The sequence below is a fragment of the Sanyastnella coralliicola genome (assembly GCF_030845195.1).
Taxonomy (GTDB): domain Bacteria; phylum Bacteroidota; class Bacteroidia; order Flavobacteriales_D; family Sanyastnellaceae; genus Sanyastnella; species Sanyastnella coralliicola.
The window spans coordinates 676,157-693,268 of the sequence record NZ_CP132543.1 but is presented as its reverse complement, the minus strand read 5'-3'; the positions used below and the strand labels follow the sequence as shown (position 1 = coordinate 693,268).

General features: G+C 46.3%; 15 protein-coding genes and 1 tRNA gene. 10 read left to right on the top strand and 6 right to left on the bottom strand.

Going from position 1 to position 17,112, the window contains the following annotated elements:
* The first annotated feature begins 28 nt into the window (after positions 1–28).
* The 5 genes from RA156_RS03005 (at position 29) to RA156_RS02985 (ending at position 4,995) form a co-directional block, all read left to right on the top strand.
* Positions 29–2,107 (top strand): alpha-ketoacid dehydrogenase subunit alpha/beta, encoded by a 2,079-nt coding sequence (locus tag RA156_RS03005; RefSeq protein WP_306642657.1) that lies wholly within the window; start codon positions 29–31, stop codon positions 2,105–2,107.
* A gap of 16 nt (positions 2,108–2,123) precedes the next feature.
* Positions 2,124–2,753 (top strand): hypothetical protein, encoded by a 630-nt coding sequence (locus RA156_RS03000; RefSeq protein ID WP_306642655.1) that lies wholly within the window; start codon positions 2,124–2,126, stop codon positions 2,751–2,753.
* Positions 2,750–3,226 carry a TlpA family protein disulfide reductase gene (locus RA156_RS02995; RefSeq protein ID WP_306642653.1) on the top strand — a complete coding sequence of 159 codons (477 nt, stop codon included), beginning with the start codon at positions 2,750–2,752 and terminating at the stop codon, positions 3,224–3,226. The genes RA156_RS03000 and RA156_RS02995 overlap by 4 nt, the downstream gene beginning before the upstream one ends.
* A gap of 82 nt (positions 3,227–3,308) precedes the next feature.
* Complete coding sequence (locus RA156_RS02990; protein ID WP_306642651.1) at positions 3,309–4,337, top strand: 2Fe-2S iron-sulfur cluster-binding protein; 1,029 nt, start codon at positions 3,309–3,311, stop codon at positions 4,335–4,337.
* A 55-nt stretch (positions 4,338–4,392) separates the two neighbouring features.
* The gene (locus RA156_RS02985; protein WP_306642649.1) at positions 4,393–4,995 is read left to right on the top strand and encodes a 7-carboxy-7-deazaguanine synthase QueE; all 603 of its coding nucleotides are present in this window, start codon (positions 4,393–4,395) and stop codon (positions 4,993–4,995) included.
* Positions 4,996–5,437: 442 nt separating this feature from the next.
* On the opposite strand, the gene RA156_RS02980 is transcribed toward RA156_RS02985, so the two are convergent.
* Complete coding sequence (locus RA156_RS02980) at positions 5,438–5,962, bottom strand: DUF8685 domain-containing protein (protein WP_306642647.1); 525 nt, start codon at positions 5,960–5,962, stop codon at positions 5,438–5,440.
* Complete coding sequence (locus RA156_RS02975) at positions 5,959–6,885, bottom strand: ion channel (RefSeq protein WP_306642645.1); 927 nt, start codon at positions 6,883–6,885, stop codon at positions 5,959–5,961. The genes RA156_RS02980 and RA156_RS02975 overlap by 4 nt, the downstream gene beginning before the upstream one ends.
* Positions 6,886–6,999: 114 nt before the next feature.
* On the opposite strand from RA156_RS02975, the gene RA156_RS02970 reads away from it, so the two are divergent.
* Entirely contained in the window at positions 7,000–8,292 is a 1,293-nt protein-coding gene (locus RA156_RS02970; protein WP_306642643.1) for a T9SS type A sorting domain-containing protein, read from the top strand.
* Between the two features lie 10 nt (positions 8,293–8,302).
* Here the strand turns inward: RA156_RS02970 and rimO are convergent, their stop codons facing one another.
* The 4 genes from rimO to rpmG form a co-directional block, all read right to left on the bottom strand.
* Positions 8,303–9,619, bottom strand: coding sequence for a 30S ribosomal protein S12 methylthiotransferase RimO (rimO, locus tag RA156_RS02965; protein ID WP_306642642.1), 1,317 nt, complete (start codon positions 9,617–9,619; stop codon positions 8,303–8,305).
* On the bottom strand, positions 9,616–10,575 hold the full coding sequence (ftsY, locus tag RA156_RS02960) for a signal recognition particle-docking protein FtsY (RefSeq protein WP_306642641.1): 960 nt from the start codon (positions 10,573–10,575) through the stop codon (positions 9,616–9,618). The genes rimO and ftsY overlap by 4 nt, the downstream gene beginning before the upstream one ends.
* Before the next feature lie 124 nt (positions 10,576–10,699).
* A complete protein-coding gene (locus RA156_RS02955) occupies positions 10,700–10,855 on the bottom strand; it encodes a DUF4295 domain-containing protein (protein WP_306642639.1) in 156 nt (51 codons plus the stop codon).
* 8 nt (positions 10,856–10,863) lie between these two features.
* Complete coding sequence (gene rpmG / locus RA156_RS02950) at positions 10,864–11,046, bottom strand: 50S ribosomal protein L33 (protein WP_306642637.1); 183 nt, start codon at positions 11,044–11,046, stop codon at positions 10,864–10,866.
* A 282-nt stretch (positions 11,047–11,328) separates the two neighbouring features.
* On the opposite strand from rpmG, the gene RA156_RS02945 reads away from it, so the two are divergent.
* The 4 genes from RA156_RS02945 (at position 11,329) to RA156_RS02930 (ending at position 16,979) form a co-directional block, all read left to right on the top strand.
* Positions 11,329–13,962 carry an FtsK/SpoIIIE family DNA translocase gene (locus RA156_RS02945; protein WP_306642636.1) on the top strand — a complete coding sequence of 878 codons (2,634 nt, stop codon included), beginning with the start codon at positions 11,329–11,331 and terminating at the stop codon, positions 13,960–13,962.
* A gap of 16 nt (positions 13,963–13,978) precedes the next feature.
* Positions 13,979–14,626: an outer membrane lipoprotein periplasmic chaperone LolA1 gene (gene lolA1 / locus RA156_RS02940; RefSeq protein ID WP_306642634.1), complete on the top strand. Its 648-nt coding sequence runs from the start codon at positions 13,979–13,981 to the stop codon at positions 14,624–14,626.
* Between the two features lie 151 nt (positions 14,627–14,777).
* Entirely contained in the window at positions 14,778–16,856 is a 2,079-nt protein-coding gene (locus RA156_RS02935) for a gliding motility-associated C-terminal domain-containing protein (RefSeq protein ID WP_306642632.1), read from the top strand.
* Positions 16,857–16,905: 49 nt separating this feature from the next.
* Positions 16,906–16,979 (top strand) — tRNA-Arg (locus tag RA156_RS02930).
* The last annotated feature ends 133 nt before the right edge of the window (positions 16,980–17,112 follow it).

Here is a 17,112-nt window from a genome sequence, read left to right as displayed (position 1 = left end):
TTGTAACTTGCAACCCCAATCTTGAGCAATGGAAGAGCGCACAGAAGTCAACACCGCGAACGAATCTAAAATCAGTGCAGATACGCTACTCAAAGCTTATCGACTTATGTCGACAGCAAGAGCGATGTCGGACCTTTACGAGGAAAACGCGAAGATGACAGCCAAGTATGTTCACGCCACTTCGCGCGGACATGAGGCTATTCAGTTGGCATGTGGACTTCAACTCGGAGCGCAAGATTACTTGAGCGCTTATTACCGCGATGACAGTATCCTTCTCGGGATTGGTATGACTCCGTATGAGTTGATGCTTCAGCTCATGGCCAAAAGAGATGATCCATTCTCTGGCGGACGTACCTACTACAGTCACCCAAGTTTGAACCGTGAAGGGATGCCTAAAATCCCTCACCAATCTTCTGCTACGGGTATGCAGGCCATTCCTTCTACAGGAGTTGCTATGGGTATTCAGTATTTAGAGGAACAGGGAATCAAGGTTGTTGACGGCGACAAGCCGGTTGTTGTATGTTCGATTGGTGATGCCGCGATGACTGAAGGTGAAGTCGCAGAGGCCTTTCACATGGCCTCGTTGAAGCAGTATCCAATTGTTTACTTGGTTCAAGATAACGAGTGGGATATTAGCGCTAACGCGGAAGAAATCAGATTTGGAGATGCTACGGTGTTCGCCAAGGCCTTCCCTGGTATTGAAGTGCGTTCTATTGATGGCGCCGACTTCATGAAGTCGTTTGAAACCATGCAAGAAGTCATAGAACTTGCGCGCACTGAACGCCGACCGTTCATGGTGCATGCCTCTGTTCCACTTCTTGGTCACCACACTTCAGGTGTGCGAAGAGAATGGTATCGCGATGACCTCGACGAACATGGAAAGCGTGACCCTTACCCAAGATTTAAGAAAGAATTGATCGAGCTCGGATTTGAAAGTGCCCAGCTCGAAAGCATAGAATCCGAAGCCCGTGAACTCGTTGAATCAGATTTCAAACGAGCGCAAGAGGCCGAGGACCCTCGTCCGGAAGACCTACTGTCACATGTGTGGGCACCGACTCCAGTAACTGAAGAAAAAGGAGAACGCTCTCCTGCAGGTAAAGAGCCCACCTTGATGGTAGACTGTGCACTCTTTGCAGTACAAGAGATCATGGAGGATCATCCTGAGAGCTTGCTCTATGGTCAAGACGTTGGTGGTAGACTGGGTGGTGTATTCCGCGAGGCAGCTACGCTAGCACAAAAATTTGGTGATGAGCGCGTATTCAACACGCCCATCCAAGAAGCATATATCATTGGATCAACCGTAGGTATGAGCGCTGCTGGTGCCCGTCCTATCGTTGAAGTACAGTTTGCTGACTATATCTGGCCAGGATTGAACCAACTCTTCACGGAAGCAAGTCGTTCGTACTATCTCTCGAATGGACAATGGCCTGTGTACTCAGTGATCCGTGTCCCTATTGGGGCCTACGGAAGTGGGGGGCCATACCACAGCTCAAGTGTAGAGTCAGTACTGTCGAATATCCGAGGAGTCAAAGTTTGTTACCCATCAACGGGAGCTGACCTGAAAGGCTTGCTGAAGGCAGCATACCTGGACCCTAATCCAGTAGTCATGCTAGAACATAAAGGTCTGTACTGGTCAAAAATTCCAGGAACGGAGGATGCAAAGAGCGTAGAGCCTGCACGTGACTACGTTATTCCAATCGGAAAAGGACGCGTGGTTCAAGAGGCTACTTCAGACGATACTAAAGTAAGCATCATCACCTATGGTATGGGAGTTTACTGGAGTCAGACTGCAGCTAAGCAGTTCCCTGGTCAAGTTGAAATCATTGACTTACGCAGTATCAACCCTCTTGATGAGGAGCTCATCTTCAGCAGTGTTCAAAAGAACAATCGCTGTATCGTAGTGACAGAAGAGCCTGTTGGTAATAGCTTCGCGCAATCCATTGCCGGGAAGATCTCAGAAAAGTGTTTCGCTTCTCTTGACGCTCCAGTGATGACTGTTGGGGCTGTGGAAACACCAGCTATTCCGTTGAACAGCATTCTGGAATCAACGATGCTTCCAAATGCAGATAAAGTAGCTGCGAAGATCGAAGAGGTCTTAAACTGGTGATTTGTATCTTCGGTATATGAAGTACTTGATGCTCATAGCACTACCCCTACTTTTCATGGGCTTCGTCATGGTCGAAACAAGCAGCCCTGAATTCGTTGGCACCATCACTTACACCTTAGACACCGAAGCCTCCGATGCTGGTGTTATTGGCAAGGCAGCGTCTACGATATCAATTTCATGCGCAGCCAATGGCATTTCTCGTTGGGAAGAAGTTTCTGAAAATGGAAGCCGCGTGGTGCTCACCGATATGACTAAGCAACAGCAATATGTCTTGGTGGAGTTGCTTGGAAAGAAGATTGCCATCATCACCCCTAAAGACCAGGTAACCCTGAAAGCCCCAGTTACTGTGGCATTGGATGCATGTTGCAAAACGGTATTGAACAAAGAGTGTCAGAGTTTGCTCACCGGCAATGGTGAATTGCTACTTGATACATCGCATGACCTTCAACACCCATTATTACCGAACGTCGAAGGCACTCCCATGTCTTTCAACCTAAGTTCAACTGCAGGAAATGCCAAGTATGTGGCTTCCGACATGAAAGAAGGAACACCTGACGCTTCATTGTTCGTGGTTCCTTCTGAATACGAAGCAGTGAAAGCTTCAGAACTTCAAGCTTTATTCTCCCAGATGGGTTCAGATAAATGAAACGAATCTTTCCCTACCTACTCATAGGCCTTGTTCTTCTCGGCTTTTACTACTGGAGGTACAAAGTACCGCCAAGCATGGACACCGCTCAAATCAACGTAAAAGTGAGCGAACAAGTGAAGAGTGTAATTGAGCTTCACGATGGTCCTATTCTGGTCAACTTCTACGCTTCTTGGTGTGGCCCTTGCATGCGCGAAATGCCTTCACTACAAAAGGCACACGATAAAGGACTCTTCACCGTGGTTTGCGTGACAGATGACAACCCGCAGTTGATTGAACAAGTACGCAACAAGTTTGACCTAACATTTCCGATGTACCAGCTCGATAATTCGCTCAAGAGCTACAGCATCTATACCATTCCTACTACCTACCTCCTAAATGAAGATGGAGAGGTCGTTGCAAGCATGACAGACCCCCGAGAATGGGATTCTGAAGATTTCATGAACAAAGCGAAGGACTGGTTGTCTTATTAAACATTATTCGGATTTCGTTCAGATTACAATGAAGTTTACCCCATTGAAGTTGAAATGCGTCGAACGCTTAACCGCAGACGCAGTGAGATTGACCTTAGACACCGAAGGTCATGAGGAGACATTTGCTTTTGAAGCAGGGCAGTACATTACGTTCTGCTTTGATCTAAAAGACGAAGAATTACACCGCGCTTACAGCATTTGCTCGGCTCCGCACGAAGGTAAATTCCAAGTGGCGGTGAAAGAGGTGCCAGGTGGGCGAGCAAGCACACACGCGAACCGCAGTCTTCAAACAGGAGATGTGATGCAAGTAATGGCTCCTCAGGGTAACTTTATCCTGAAGCCTGATGCCTCGTTGGCACGTCACGTCATTCTCTTCGGAGCAGGCAGTGGGATTACTCCACTCCTCTCTATTGCAAAGACCGTACTCAAGGAAGAACCAAATAGTCGTGTGACTTTATTCTACGGTAACCGTTCGAAGGAGTCGATCATGTTCTACGACGAGCTAGATGCCTTAGCGAAGGATGATCGCCTAGACATCTACCACATCCTTTCAGACGGAAGCATTGATGTTCCATTGTTCAACGGACGAATCACTTTCGGAAAGACCCTTGAACTGATCTATTCCTTCATCAAGGATGACATGCCAAAGGATTACTTCATTTGCGGTCCTTCAGGGATGATGACTTCTGTGAACAATGCCCTTATCGACAATGGCGTTGCTAAGGAACACATCCACCTTGAGTTCTTCGAGAACCCAGGACAAGAGATTCTAGCCGCCCTTTCAACACCTGCTGAAGAACCAGCAGAAGAAGAAGGAGAAGCCTTCTCAGGGAAAGCGGCAGTGACTGTTGTGGTTGATGACGAAGCGTTCGAGACTCAATTAGACACTGACGGGGGCTCTATTCTCGACGCAGCGCTGAATGCTGGTGCCGATGCCCCATATTCTTGCCAGGGAGGAGTTTGTACTACGTGTCGTGCTAAACTGGTAGAAGGGAAAGTTCGCATGGACAGCAACTTCGCACTCACGGATCAAGAAATTGAAGAAGGTTATATCCTTACTTGTCAGGCACACCCGACGACTCAAAAAGTAAAAGTGAGTTTCGACGAATAAGGAAGTAAGGTCCAGCTCGACCTGATACCCTACCTTTGCGGGAAATTTCAACATCGTGGCGAGTCTACTTCCAGTCATGGAACAATTTTATACCATTCAAGGCGAGGGCGCTTTTACAGGCACCCCTGCATACTTTGTGCGCCTTGGTGGTTGTGACGTAGGCTGTTTCTGGTGCGATGTAAAAGAAAGTTGGGATGCGGATGTTCATCCGAAGATTGCCGTTGAAGAACTGGTTCAAAATGTGGTGGAGTCAGGCTCCAAGATTGTGATTGTTACGGGGGGTGAGCCTTGTATGCACAACCTTGAAGAATTGACGGTAAGACTCAAAGAAGCCGGCGTTCGCACACACATCGAAACCAGCGGAACCCATCCACTTACTGGGACTTGGGATTGGATCACTTTCTCACCTAAGAAATTCAAGGAGCCCTTGGATGAGTTCTACAAGGTATCTCATGAGCTTAAGGTCATCGTCTACAACAAACACGACATTGAGTGGGGTGAAGGACATGGAGATCGAATGCACGCTGATGCGCAGCTTTACTTCCAGCCTGAGTGGGACGTTCGCGACAACAGTATTCCGATTATTCTAAATCACATTCGTGAGAATGCACAATGGCGAATCAGCCTGCAAACGCACAAGTACATTGGGGTTCAGTAAAAATGTTGGGAAAATACAAGCACCGACTCCAATTGAACAACGTGGACATGGATGGAAATTAGTGCGCGGCCCCTTTTTTCGAAGCGCCTACAGCCCTTGATGCACCCGGACCTTCAGCTTTTAACCTTCGCCTAAGAAACTTCCGTTTCTCAAGAAAGACCGACAAAAAACTTCCTGTGTTCAACCTTCTGTCGGTGCTTTTATGTTGTGACAGATCACTAAAGCAATCCATCGATTAGAAATTCCCGTTTCCGGGTTTTCCTGACTCTAAACAGATCGAAATCTGTTCAGATTAAGCTTTCAGTTGAAAGGTTTTTTAAATCTTTTTCCCTGATTGCTTGATGTGAAGTTGAAAATATAATTCTCTCCTTCCAAATATTTCAACTCAACCTTATCAACTTGATTTTCACAATGGTTATGAACAATTGTTGATAGCGGCTTCCTATTTTTTCTCTCCAGTGAAGTAATCATTCTTGCTCTTGAAAAGCACATTGAATGTGGTCATGCTTCCATAAATACGTGTAATGTATTGTTGCAATTGGATCTTCTCTGACTCTGCCAACGTCTTGTGACTATTTACGTTTTGCTCAAGTACACGAAGGCGGTCACGCATCATTACAATCTTATGAAAGAAGGTATCGATGGGAATCTCTTTTCCCTGCATATCGGTATCCCCTGGTTGAAGGATGAGTTTGCCTCCATCCCACTTATCTGCCATCTCTACAATCTCTGTAGCATCATAATAACTATCAAAGACATTCTCAACAGCCGCTACAACGTCTTCTAGGGTAATACCTGTGCTCGAATTGTCGTCACCGGCCTCGATGAGGTCAAGACCATCGTATGCTTTTCCAATTTGTTCCTCTCCAGAATCTTTGAAGTAGATTCTCCACGTATTATCTGTTTCTCCGAAAATCACCCCTTCTCCTTTCGATGGGTGTTCTATTTTAGCTCCAATGGTTATCATTCTGTATGCGTTAGTTCGTATGCGTTAATGTCTTCGATATCCAATACGATGTCTCCCGCTGAATCAATTTCATACGGAATCTTAAACTTCGCATCATGCACAAACTCCTCGCATGTGTACGAGAATCTTGAGTGGACAATCTGATTGAAGGTATCATCAAAACCGGTAATTAAGATGAGCAGCTCAGCCTCCTTCTTAATCAGTTCTTCCCTGCTCTTGCCGTAGAACGGACTCTCTTCGGTCACCGGGTGAACGATGGTCCAGCTTAAGGGTAGAAAGTGGATTCGGCTCACCTGAAGATCCAATCTATAGTAGCTACGTTGATGTGGGATCATTGGGTCGTCTTTCAGCATCAAAATGACCGTAGCCTCCATTTGCATTAAGACGTTACTTCTTTTATTCGCTACACGGAACATCATCGCCTTGCCATCTTTGAAGGGAGACATCAAGGCATTCTTGCTGTAGATCAACTTCGCACGTGGCTTCGAGAATCGTCCGTAAAGCAAACCAGTGGCGAGGGCAAAACCTAACAGGCCGCACAATGCTTCAACGGCAGCAATGAAGTTCGCCGTCATTCCCATTGGAGAAAGGAAGCCGTATCCTACCGTAGTGAAAGTCTGGAAACTAAAGAAGAAACAGATGAGCCACTCATCAAAAAAAGAATCAGGGGTAGCCCCTTGAAGGTGCTCAACTCCATTTAGGAAATAAAGAGTGGCAAAAAATGCGTTCAATAAGAGATAGGTAGCAAGTACCACCCCTAAGAACGGTAGTAGCTTCATGCCAATTAAGGCTTCGTACAAACTGCGTAGACCGGTATCTACTCCTTTGCGTCTAACGTTGAAACTCCCATCATGATTGATGATCCGCTTGGTTTTCCTTTCGTATTTGGCACCAAACCCAGGGTCGTTTATGCGTTCACTCATGACTGCTAAAATAGTGATCTATACGGCTTCAGTCACGGGATTGTTAACATACTGTCTCCGTGATTTTTAGTATATTACCACTGCTTTAACTTTTACGGACCGAATCTCGGGACTATGCTTGCTTTAAGACAATTGCTGGAGAAGGCGCTGATCGTGGCGCTGTTGTGTGGTAGTAGCTTCTACAATCATGTAGATGCTCAGGTGTTTGACGGTATTTCTATCCAAGAAGTTCCAATTGATCCGGCGCTCGCTGCGACGATTCAAACCGAAGCAGGATTTACATCGCTTCCTCGTACTTGGAGAGTTTATGCTTGCATGAATCAAGACTTTTACGAACTACAAGCAGTATCAGGTGTATATGTGGGTGGAGTTTCATATCCTATGATTCTGGAGTGCCCTGGATGTACAGGTGCCAACCAATTCTACCAATCTCCCTTTGGAGGTTTCCTAGGAAACGTATTGAACCCGGCCTTTTTTGGTGTATTCCCTCAAGCTGAATTCGATTCGTATTTCACTATCGGTGATCCTTATTCAGCTGATGCCAGCGGTATTACTTGGGTACCGGATCCTGGGGCTGACCCATCAACCAACTTTGAAGCGGGTGGATCATTCAACGAACCAGCTCTTTCCATTGGTTCAGTTGTTTCTGGTTTCTGGGCGCCACCTTCAACCCAAGGTGTGATCGACGCGCAGTATCGTGTAATGATCGGCCAGTTCACCACAGATGGGGTATTCAATGGTCAAGCCACATTCCAGTTTCGTCAACTCAATGCAGACTACACCGTATTCACGCCTGTGAATATCCAGACGGAGTACAATGTCACTTGGACCAACCAACCAGGAAACTTCGTGGAAGACTGCCCACAAGTATTCTTGCCTGTGGAGATTACCGAATTCAATGCCGCTCCTTCTGATGACCGCGTAAACTTGTTGTGGAGAACAGCAAGCGAACAACGCACAGAGTCATTCGAAGTACAACGAAGCATGGATCTTGAAGAATGGAAAACCGTTGGTAGTACCCCTGCAGCTGGTTACAGCGACTATGAAAACGAGTACTTCATGGTTGACTACAATCCAGAAATCGGAGTGAACTACTACCGCTTGAAAGAGATTGATACCGACGGAAGTATTCACTACAGTGACATTCGCTCAGCACTATTCAAGCGCGAAGAATTCACGGTATACCCGAATCCAGCAAGTGATCGCATTTGGTTCAAAGGAGACCTCTCATTGGTATCTTCTATTCGCATCCTGAACATGCAAGGACAAGTTGTTCTTGAGCAAGCGAATGGCTCAGATCCAATTCGTGAGTTCCAAGTGAACGAACTATCACGAGGGTCTTACTTCGTAGAGTTTGTATATCCGAATGGAGATAATCACCGGACGATCATCCAAGTGACACGATAAGAAAAGCTTCTTAGTCTACTACTTCTCCGAACAGATCATAGTGTTCGGCTGAATCAATACGCACCATGGCGAAATCACCTAATCGCAAGTGTTGATCGTCTTTGAGTTTTACCAGTACCTCATTATCAACATCAGGTGAATCATGGGCTGTACGCCCAATGTAGTACCCACCTTCGATGCGGTCAAATAGTACCTTCTCTACCCTTCCTACCTTCTCTTGATTGAGTTCGTAGCTAATCTGGCTTTGAATCTCCATGATCTTCTCGGCGCGTGCTTTCTTCACTTCCGCAGGAACATCATCATCAAAGTTGTAGGCGTGGGTGTTCTCTTCGTGGCTGTACTCAAATACACCAAGACGATCAAAACGCATTTCTTGCACCCAGTCTTGCATCTGCTGGAAATCATCTTCTGTCTCACCAGGGTATCCGACAATCAGCGTGGTTCGCACAGCGACATTCGGAATGCGCTCACGAATCTTCGCCATCAATTCCGTGGTCTTCTCACGAGTGATACCACGGCGCATAGCCTTAAGCATGTTGGTGCTAGCGTGTTGAAGCGGCATGTCGATGTAGGCACATACCTTTTCTTCTTCCGCGATAGCGTCAAGAACATCTTCAGGAAAACCACTTGGGAAAGCGTAATGGAGCTTAATCCATTCAATTCCTTCCACCTTTGCCAAGGCACGAAGCAGATCTGCCAAGCGACGCTCTTTATAGAGATCAAGACCGTAATAGGTACTGTCTTGAGCAATGATCAGTAGTTCTTTCACCCCTTGAGCTGCCAAGCCTTTCGCTTGTTCCACCAACTCTTCGATCGGCGTACTGCGGTGCTTACCGCGCATCAAAGGAATCGCACAGAATGAACATGGACGATCACACCCTTCAGCAATCTTGAAGTAGGCGTAGTGTGATGGAGTCGTAAGCAAACGCTCACCTACCAGTTCTTTCTTGTAATCGGCTTTCAAAGTCTTCAAGAGACGCGGAAGCTCACGCGTTCCGAAGTATCCATCTACTTCAGGAATTTCATCTTCCAATTCGTCTCGATAACGCTCACTTAAGCATCCTGTCACAAAGACCTTATCTACCAGTCCTTCTTTCTTCGCATCTGAATATTGAAGGATGGTATTGATAGATTCTTCTTTGGCGTTATCGATGAATCCGCAAGTATTGATCACCACAATGGCGGCGTCACTGTCTTGCTCTTCGTGTTTCACTTCGTAGTCATTGGCCTTGAGTTGGGCCATCATGACTTCGCTATCAAAGATGTTCTTCGCGCAACCAAGGGTTACGACATTCACCTTATTCTTTTTGAGTGTGCGTGCTCTCACTGGTTAGCAAAAAGGCTATCTACGAATTCGTACTTATTGAAAACTTGAAGGTCATGCATTCCCTCTCCCACTCCGATGTACTTCACCGGAATCTTGAACTCATCGCTGATTCCAATCACAACGCCACCTTTCGCGGTACCGTCGATCTTCGTCAAAGCCAAAGAGGTCACATCCGTCGCTTTCGTGAATTGACGGGCTTGCTCCACGGCATTCTGACCAGTTGAACCATCGAGTACTAACAATACTTCATGCGGTGCATCCGGAATCACCTTTTGCATTACACGACGAATCTTAGACAACTCGTTCATCAAGTTCACCTTGTTGTGAAGACGTCCGGCAGTATCAATCAAAACGACATCTGCGTTCTGAGACACTGCTGATTCAAGTGTATCAAAGGCTACAGAAGCAGGATCAGCATTCATCCCTTGCGACACGATTGGAACATCAGCGCGTTCGCTCCAGATCTTCAATTGATCAACAGCAGCAGCACGGAATGTATCTGCGGCGCCAAGTACCACTTTCTTACCTTGACTTTTGAACTGGTAGGCCAGTTTTCCGATGGTTGTTGTCTTACCAACACCATTCACCCCAACCACCATGATCACGTACGGACCATTAACATCAGGTAGATTCAAGTCTTCCGCCGTTCCAGAGTTGTTCTCTTCGAGCAGCTTGGCAATTTCTTCTTTGAGGATGCTATTCAACTCATCAGTACCCAGGTACTTGTCACGTGCAACACGTTCTTCGATGCGTTCAATAATCTTAACTGTGGTATTTACTCCAACGTCAGAAGTGATCAACACTTCCTCTAGGTTATCTAGTACCTCGTCATCGACTTTACTCTTACCAGCGATCGCTTTACTCAGCTTATCAAAAACACTGGTTTTCGTTTTCTCAAGTCCTTTATCGAGGGTTTCTTTCTTCTCTTTTGAAAAGATGCGTTTGAACAGGCTCATGCGCTAAAAAGTATCAGAAACAACGAAGGTACAAAGTATTGAGCTTGCCTTCGTTAAATGTAGGATTGGGGGCATAAAAAAACCGGACACAAGGCCCGGTTTGAATATTGTTAGTCAGCAACGATTAGTTCTCTTCGAACCACGTCTTCACGTTATCGTTGTGTACGATTTCAGACTTAAACATGTACGCTCCAGTTTTTGGAGAGCGAACCATCTTAATCACCTTCGTGTGCTCTTTACCACCTCCGGTCTGTAGGGATGCTACTGTTTTCTTTGCCATGGTTCAGTTTATTTAATCTCTTTATGTACAGTGTAACGACGGAGGATCGGGTTGTATTTCTTCAACTCGATACGATCCGGCGTATTCTTGCGATTCTTTGTCGTAACGTAACGTGAAGTACCTGGTTGCCCTGAATCTTTATGTTCAGTACACTCTAGGATCACTTGTACACGGTTGCCTTTCTTAGCCATCGTCTTACTTTTTCGGGACGGCAAAGATACGCATCTTCTTTTGAACCACAAATACTTCCACACCTTTTTTCGCGGGCTGTAAGCGGTAGGCAGTGTGCGGTACGCCGAATGCAGTAAATCTTTAATCGTTCTTCTGCATCCCAAAGATACGAATACCCCCCTTAAGCCTTACGCCATAAGCCATAAGCCCGTCGGTAATGCACGGCGTTTCGTTGAAAAGCAATCCAAACAAGAAATGAAGACCCTGCCTATCCCGTTACCTTTGGTAGTTGGCAAATACCCATGGCAGTAAAGAACACCATACGATCTGAAAAGAAGTCCGAAGACGCACCTAAAACCAAAGGGAAAGCGAAGTCTAAGGCAAAAGCGAAAGGCAAGAGTAAATCCAAGAAAGGATTTAAAATGCCCGAGCTTCCTTCATGGTTAACGGATGAACGTACCCGTAAGATTATTGGGGTGTTCTTCTCCGTGCTTGCCATCTTCCTCTTGCTTTCAGGAATCTCTTTCTTGATCACAGGGCAACATGATCTTCGTTTGATTGAAAACTCACCTTCCATTGACGAAGACGGGACGGTAGAAACATTCAAGAACATGTTAGGGAAAGTGGGGGCATACAGCGCCTACCTAATGATGCACCGAGGTTTCGGAATTGGTGGCTTGTTCATTCCATTCCTGCTCTTCCTCTACGGAATCCGTATTTGGTTACAGAAGGCACTGCTCCCACTAGCAAAGACCACACGCCTTTCAATTGTGGGAATGCTCTTGATTCCATTGATCATCGGTTTCTTGTTCCATACGAAAGACGAAGTAGCACAACAGATCATTATCACTTGCAACGATAACTTCGTTGGAGTTTACGGAGTGTTCGCTACCCGTTGGGCCATCTTCACCTTAGGTTGGTTCGGTACCTTGCTCTTCTTGCTCTTTGTAGTTGGAGCTATGGTCATCTTCAACTTCGATCCAAAAATCGAAGGCTTTGCCATGCCTGCATGGGTTGGTAAGATTCGGACGATGTTCAGTAGCGATGGATTCGATGAAGAGGTTTTAAAGGAAGAATCAAAAGGAGAATCAGAAGAAGAATCTACGGAGGAGACTTCTTCGGGTGGAAACCGATTGAAGTCTGAAGAGAAAGAGGAGCTTGAAGAAGTTCCATTCGATCCAGATCCAGCAGGAGATGTGCTTGACGAACTCGTGGGTGACATTACTTCTGAGGTATCCTTGACTCCTGAGCCAGAGGTTATTCCTACGCCAGAGCCTGAGACAACAAGCTCTGAGCTAGAAGTGGAAGTCCCAGTAGCTGAAACGCCTGAGAATGATACTCCTGGGGATGATGACGAACTCGAAATTGAAGTTCGTAAAGAGGAAGAAGAGCTGACTGAAGATCAAATCGATAGCAAACTTCAAGAATTTGGAGCCTACGATCCGAAGCTTGATCTATCGCACTATGAACTTCCGAATATTGACTTGCTCGAGCCACATGGATCGGGTGCTGTGCAGATTAACAAAGAGGAGCTTGAGGCGAACAAGAACCGTATTGTTGAAACCCTCAACAACTATAAGATCGAGATCAGCAAGATCAAGGCGACGGTTGGTCCTACCGTAACTCTGTACGAGATTGTTCCGGCACCAGGGGTTCGAATCAGCAAGATTAAGAACCTTGAAGATGATATTGCATTGAGTCTCGCTGCGCTCGGAATTCGAATCATTGCTCCGATTCCAGGAAAAGGAACGATTGGTATCGAGGTTCCAAACAGTAAGCCGAGCATTGTTTCGATGCGCTCATTGATCGCCAGCGACAAGTACCAGAATGCAGACATGGAACTTCCGATTGCCATCGGCAAGACCATCTCAAATGAGACCTTCACCTTCGATCTCGCTAAGATGCCTCACTTGTTGATGGCCGGTGCCACAGGTCAAGGTAAGTCGGTAGGTCTAAATGCCATGCTGGTTTCATTGCTCTACAAGAAGCACCCTTCTCAACTGAAGTTCGTGCTTGTTGACCCGAAGAAAGTGGAATTGACGCTGTTCAATAAAATCGAACGTCATTTCCTTGCCAAGCTTCCAGACGAAGAAGAGCCGATTATTACAGACACGAGTAAGGTAGTTCAGACACTGAACTCACTTTGTGTCGAGATGGATCAGCGCTACGAGCTGCTAAAAACAGCCCATTGCCGTAACATCAAAGAGTACAATAAGAAGTTCGTAGCCCGTAAACTCAACCCGGAGAACGGACACCGCTACCTACCGTACATCGTACTTGTGGTGGATGAGTTCGCTGACCTTATCATGACTGCCGGTAAAGAGGTTGAAACACCGATTGCACGATTGGCTCAGCTGGCCCGTGCGATTGGAATTCACTTGATCATTGCTACACAGCGTCCTTCGGTAAATATCATCACGGGTACGATCAAAGCCAACTTCCCGGCGCGTATTGCTTTCCGTGTGACGAGTAAAATTGACTCTCGTACCATCCTGGATGCAGGTGGTGCTGATCAATTGATCGGACGAGGAGATATGTTGTTCTCTACAGGTAGTGACTTGACACGTATCCAATGTGGATTCGTAGATACCCCAGAAGTAGAAGAGATCACCGACTACATTGGAGCGCAGCAAGGTTACCCAGACGCCTTCCTTCTGCCTGAGTATGTGGATGAGAATGCTTCCGAAATTGGTAGCTTAGCGGCCGAAGACAGAGACGTATTGTTCGAAGATGCTGCTCGCGTCATTGTCATGCACCAACAAGGGTCTACTTCCCTACTTCAACGAAAGTTGAAACTCGGATACAACCGAGCAGGACGTTTGATTGATCAGCTAGAGGCTGCAGGCATCATTGGTCCGTTCAAAGGAAGTAAAGCACGTGAGGTTTTAATACCTGACGAAATGAGTTTGGAACAGTTATTGAATAACGAGCAGTAGATGTAAAAAAGAAACCATGAAGTACTATATCCTCGGGATACTCTTTTTATTCGGCGCAGCCGGAAATGCCTTCGCTCAGAACAGCGATGATATCCTCAATGAACTAAGCGAAAAAGCGAAAGGATTTAAGAACATTCACGCGAAGTACTCTTCTCGTTTGATCGACAAAGCCAACGGCATTGACCTCAAGCAAGCTGGAGAAGTATACGTTGAAGGTGAAAAATACTACGTTGAACTCGGCGACTACATCATGATTACCGATGGAGAAACGATTTGGACCTACGAGAAAGAGACAAACGACTGTTACGTTGACTACCTCGAAGATGTAGGCGATGATGCCTCGATGAGCCCTTCTAAGATGTTTACCATTTGGGAAGAAGACTTCAAACATGAGTTCAAAGAAATGTCGAAAGTAAACGGACGTGATTGCTACCTCGTGTACCTCTACCCGAACAATCCTGCGGAGAACGCATTCCACACAATCCAGCTCTACATTGATAAGGCGAAAATGGAAGTGGTGAAGTTCATCGTTAAAGGACGCGAAGGAAACGATGTGATCTACGAAGTGACAGACTTTAATCCGAATACAAGCCTGCCATCAGGTGTGTTTCAATTTCAAGAGTCTAAACACCCCGGAGTAAACATTATCGACAACCGTCTATAATAGCATTGATATATCCAATCGAAAGGGAAGCAAACGCTTCCCTTTTTTGTTGGGCTATGTTATCTTAAATCAACGAAGTGCAACCAAATACGGTTGTTTCCTTGTCTATTAAGAAAGCCTTCTCATGCGTCTCCTAAATCTAATCAGTTGCATGCTACTCAACCTCTCTACTCTAGGCCAAAACTTGGTCTATGAGGATAGCTTTGTTGGTGGCGTAACAGCAAATGGGTTTGGACAAGACATCTCTGGTGGGGGCACAGGTGATATTGAATTGGATATTGCTCCAGGCTCAACCATTCGCGAAGCATGGATCTTAGTCGGACGTTTCGGTGCTGCCCCGGACATCACCTTCACGATGAATGGCATTCCCTATGAACTCAATGCTGGGAACCAAGTCTCTGAGACCTTCAACGTCGAATTCTATGGAGGTGACTCCGGAGTACATGGCATTGAAGTCACCGATGATATTGATCCGAACGTCAATACCTACACCATCGAGATTGCAACGCAAGGCGCTACGAGCAATCGCTATCAGAGTTTCTACCTTTTTGTGGCCTTCGAAAACGATGATCTCGATGCGGTCAACACCTATCTATATGCCAATAACGACGATGACTTTCCATCACAGAACTTCCTTTTAAGCGATCTAGCACCTTTCCCTGACGATGGAGACATTGTGGTCTCATCGTTCTCTAGTTACGCCTGCGACATTGATTTTGACGGACAACTCCTCGATGTGAATGGTACGAACGTTGGAATTATGGGGGGAGCCGATGCCGGGTCATCCTTCTGTTCCAGTGTAATTGGCAGCTTCAACTATGAGAACGGTGTTGCCACTGGATTAAATGACGATGTTGCGAACGCTACGGTTGACGCCGCTGACGGACTTGTTGTCATCAATGATTATGTCGACGCAAACGACACCGGTGTAGATCTCATTTTCTATGATGGTCCAGGTGAACTTCTATCATCTGATAATATCCAATGGGCAGCTTCTCTTACCTATGGTAGTTCATGTGAAGTTCCGGCCTATGAAGTGAGCGAAGATGCCAGTATCTGTCCAGGTCAAGAGATTACCTTGTCGGCTAGCGGAGGTCAAAGCTATGAATGGTCCAGTGATGATCCTTTAGACACCACAGATGAAGACTCCATTACGATCTCGCCAGAAGAAACGACGGATTACCAAGTGGCCATTTCCTTTGCGAACGGATGCTCCGCATCGGAAACCATCACGATCACAGTCGATAATGGAGGCGCTTCGATTGAGGCCGAGGTAACGAATATCCTTTGCAATACAGCCGGATCGATTTCGGCGCTAGCCAATAATTTAACCGAACCCTTGTCATGGGAAATGGACGGCGTCGCTATCGCAGATCCTTCAGTGACTATCGACGAGCCAGGTGAATACGTCTTTACAGTGACTGACGCCAATGGATGTGCCGGTGAAGAGACCTTCGAAGTCATTTTGGATAATGGCAACGCCTTGATTTTGTTAGAAGCAGACGCCATTGTTTGTGAGTTGTCTTCTACTATTGTCGCTAGCGCGGAAAACTTGGAAGCTCCTATCTCTTGGGTTTTCGAAGGGAATGCGGCCGAGGGACCTTCATTTGAAGTAAACGAACCAGGGATCTATTCAGTTTCCGTCACAGACGCCAATGGATGCGAAGGAAACGCAGAAATTCTAGTGGAACAAGTCACACAAGGCACGGCTAACTTCGACGTCATTTCAACCGACTTGAGTGCTCCAGCGGAGGTCACTGTGCTGAATACCAGTATCGATCTTGACGAAATCACATGGTACAGTGACGACGAAATAGAAACGACAGAAGAAGCTACGTTCAACTACCTTCTTCCAGGGGAATACGAAATTATGCTAGTCGGCACCAACTCTATCACGGGCTGTATAGACAGCATCAGCGTGCGTTTTGACGTTCTACCGGAGGCGGCGCTATACGTACCCAACGCTTTCACTCCTGATGGCGATGGAATCAACGAAGTATTCCTAGTCGACGGTATTGGAATCGACGCTAGTCGCTTCCAGCTTGACATCTTCAACCGCTGGGGAGATTTGGTGTTTACCACCACCGACCCTTCAGTGGGATGGGTAGGAAACGTCAACGGCGGTGAATATTTCGCACCGGATGGAGTCTATGTTTACGTGATCAATTGGGCGAAATATGATCAACCAGACCTCGAACAAGTTTCAGGCCATATCACATTGATACGCTAGTTTGGCTCAAGTCTGCGTAAGATTTCTTTTTTTTGCACTCTGAAATTTTGGTCCCATAGCTCAACTGGATAGAGCAGCGCACTTCTAATGCGCAGGTTCGGGGTTCGAGTCCCTGTGGGATCGCTAAAAGGTGTTTCTGAAACACCAGCAAACACTACCTAATTAGGCTTATAGTAAGCTTTTTACGTAAGTTTGTTACAGGACAAGAGAGGACATAAGGGGACATAAAAGGACACTTTTATGCCCCACTTATGCC